Source organism: Microcystis sp. M113S1 (genome assembly GCF_020246945.1).
GTDB lineage: Bacteria > Cyanobacteriota > Cyanobacteriia > Cyanobacteriales > Microcystaceae > Microcystis.
In genome coordinates this window covers 1-2,517 of the sequence record NZ_JADBSA010000331.1, presented here as the reverse complement: position 1 = coordinate 2,517, position 2,517 = coordinate 1, and the positions used below count along the sequence as shown (strand labels likewise).

Below are 2,517 nucleotides of genomic sequence, written 5' to 3'. Positions count from 1 at the left end.
ACTGTGTTGTCGGCCATAGGTTTACCGTCGGAGTCAGGATAGAAAAGTTGGGGTTCGATGGGTGCTTGAACCATGCTTTATCTCTTGCGATCGCATTTTGGCCTAACTTTATTGTATCATCGCAAATCCTCGGTTTGAAACTCTGTCCTAAAAGGACGACTTTGCCTTGTACTAAATCCGTTGAGTATAGGCTACATATCAGGACAGGCAAAAGGCTTCGACGGTGAGGTCGGTCGAACCGCCGAACGGCGAAAGGGGGAATAAATAATCAGTTTTTAATAACAGGATTTAGGATTACATCTAAATTTTTAATAAAGTCGAGGTTGAAAATTATCGGGAATATCCAATTCAAATACTTGGTCATGAATCCGAGCCACATAAAACCCTTCTTGCAGAATTTTTTCCCGTAATTCTGATGATAAATGAACCGCCGCTAATATGCCATAGAGTTTTTTATCTTTGTGTTCAGGGAAAAAGCTGCGAAACCGTTGCAAAATACTTTTTAATTGTGAAATAGACTCCTCTCTGGCATGACTTTTAACCTCGACGATATAAGCAGTATTTAGCTCACCATTGGTATAGGCAAGAACATCAATTTCTAGGTGTTTTCCATCTTTACTGACTCGCACACTAGGACTAACAACTTCCATACCAAAGCTTTGTCTGAGAATCTTTTCCATTGAAGGGAGGGCAAGTCCTTCGGTAAAGCTGCCGAATTTTGCACCGAGTCCCCCAATTTGCTGACCTAATTCTTTGAGTTGTTTGTCAGTTTTCTTCTGTTGTTGGGCGTTTTCCTTCTGTTGCTGACTAACTTCCTTCAATAGTAGGTCAGTCTCCTTCAGTTGTTTGTCAGTTTCTTTTTGAGCAGTCGCTAATTCGGCTAAGAGTCGCCATACGTCTTCGGATGTAGTTGTCATAGCTAATTTTTTCTCTCTGATTTGGTCTATTGCTATTTTAGTGAATTTTGCCGATTCATGAAGAAGATAGTGCTTCTGCCTTTGACAGAAGAGAGCGATAAGTAGGGCGTGTTACGCTGTCGCTAACATACCTTTATTTTTATAAGTAACTTAGAGTATTGTTAAGATTTGATAAATTTATTAGAGGATTGTTAAGATTTGATAAAGTTAACGGCAAGAGTTTCAAATCTACAGAATTAAACATTATAAATCAGGCAGAACCACATTTTTTAAGAGGTATGCGCTTATGTTATTAGCAAAACTTATCAAAAAATCCGTCGGGGGGGGGTAGCACTTATCATTCTTGTGGGAGGAAGTGCTGCACAGGCAGCTTCTATTCCAGGTCTTTTTGCAACTGGTGTGGATAGTCTTGGTGCATCCCTTAGTGATGGTGCATCTGATCCTCATTACAGTATTGTGAGTCCTTCAGGTGCTGGAATTGTCATTAATCAGGCTAATATACCTAGTAGTTACGTTGCTAATACTTCAACCTCTCGCTGGATTTGGCAACAAGCTGATGGTCAACCCGCAAATGTCACCCGAACCTTCAGGACAACTTTCGACCTAACTGGACTCAACCCAAGTACAGCTTCGATCGTGGGTACATGGGCTGCGGACAATTTTCTCGATCAAATCTTAATTAACGGAGTTAGCATTGGGACAATTCCTAACAATCTTGGTGGTTGGAATTTTACCTCTTTTAAGGGTTTCAACGTTAACAGTGGGTTTCAAGCAGGCATCAACACTCTTGATTTTGTTGTTCGAGATATGGGTGCGATTGCAGGATTTCGGATTGGAGAAATTTCGGGTACTGCCCAACCAATATCCCTATCCCAATCCGTCCCTGAACCTAGCACAATTCTGGGCTTAGGTTTATTGGGATTTGGCGCTTTCTTCAATCGCCAACTATCTCAAGGGAAGAAGTCAAAACAGGAGGATTGAGTTAATAACTTTGGGATTTATTTCAACAATTAATCCCCCTTAAGCTGAAGATTAATTATAGGACTTACGCACTGTACAAATTGACCATGATGTGCATGAATGAAAATCGTTCGTTTCAGACTTTTGGCGATTAACTTCCCAACGATAGCGATCGCTCAAAAGTCATCAAAAAATCACGTTAAAATGCCTGAAACCCATACCTCATATTTGGTCAGTCCTGTCAATGCGTAAGTCCTAAATTCATTATTATCACAACTCGGTCGGGTCAATGCCCAATTCCCGTAATCGGGCAAAAGCGCGATCACGTTCCTGTTGCGCTTGGTCGCGTTCTTGTTGTGCTTGGTCGCGTTCTTGTTGTGCTTGGTTGCGTTCCTCAAAGAGGGTTTCAGGGTCTTTAAATCGTTCCCCATCGGGATAAAAGACCTCTAAACCCTCTTCAAACATCTCAAAGCGAATCCCTAGGATTGGGGAAGTCCAAGGAAAATTCAAGGCCGTTACCGGGAAAAAATCCTCTTGCTGATTGGCCCGCACCAATCCCCAGAAATCATGGGAGTCTGGGTCATAGAAAAACATTTCTAATACCCCATGCTCCCGATAGAAAGACTGCTTTTTGAGCATT

The 2,517-nt window shown here is 41.7% G+C and carries 2 protein-coding genes and 2 pseudogenes; 1 reads left to right on the top strand and 3 read right to left on the bottom strand.

Going from position 1 to position 2,517, the window contains the following annotated elements; translation table 11 throughout:
* A pseudogene (locus IM319_RS22610) lies at window positions 1–74 on the bottom strand (Uma2 family endonuclease); the annotation flags it as partial.
* Window positions 75–308: 234 nt separating this feature from the next.
* Window positions 309–917, bottom strand: coding sequence for a DUF3782 domain-containing protein (locus IM319_RS16575; protein WP_287736325.1), 609 nt, complete (start codon window positions 915–917; stop codon window positions 309–311).
* Between the two features lie 345 nt (window positions 918–1,262).
* Here IM319_RS16575 and IM319_RS16570 point away from each other — a divergent pair, with 345 nt between their 5' ends.
* The gene (locus IM319_RS16570) at window positions 1,263–1,898 is read left to right on the top strand and encodes a PEP-CTERM sorting domain-containing protein (protein WP_287736323.1); all 636 of its coding nucleotides are present in this window, start codon (window positions 1,263–1,265) and stop codon (window positions 1,896–1,898) included.
* Window positions 1,899–2,147: 249 nt separating this feature from the next.
* Here the strand turns inward: IM319_RS16570 and IM319_RS16565 are convergent.
* Window positions 2,148–2,517, bottom strand: a pseudogene (locus tag IM319_RS16565) (Uma2 family endonuclease); the annotation flags it as partial.

Coding starts and splice junctions, on each gene's coding strand:
- IM319_RS16575 (WP_287736325.1), bottom strand. CDS start 917: ATGACAACTACATCCGAAGACGTATGGCGACTCTTAGCCGAATTAGCG.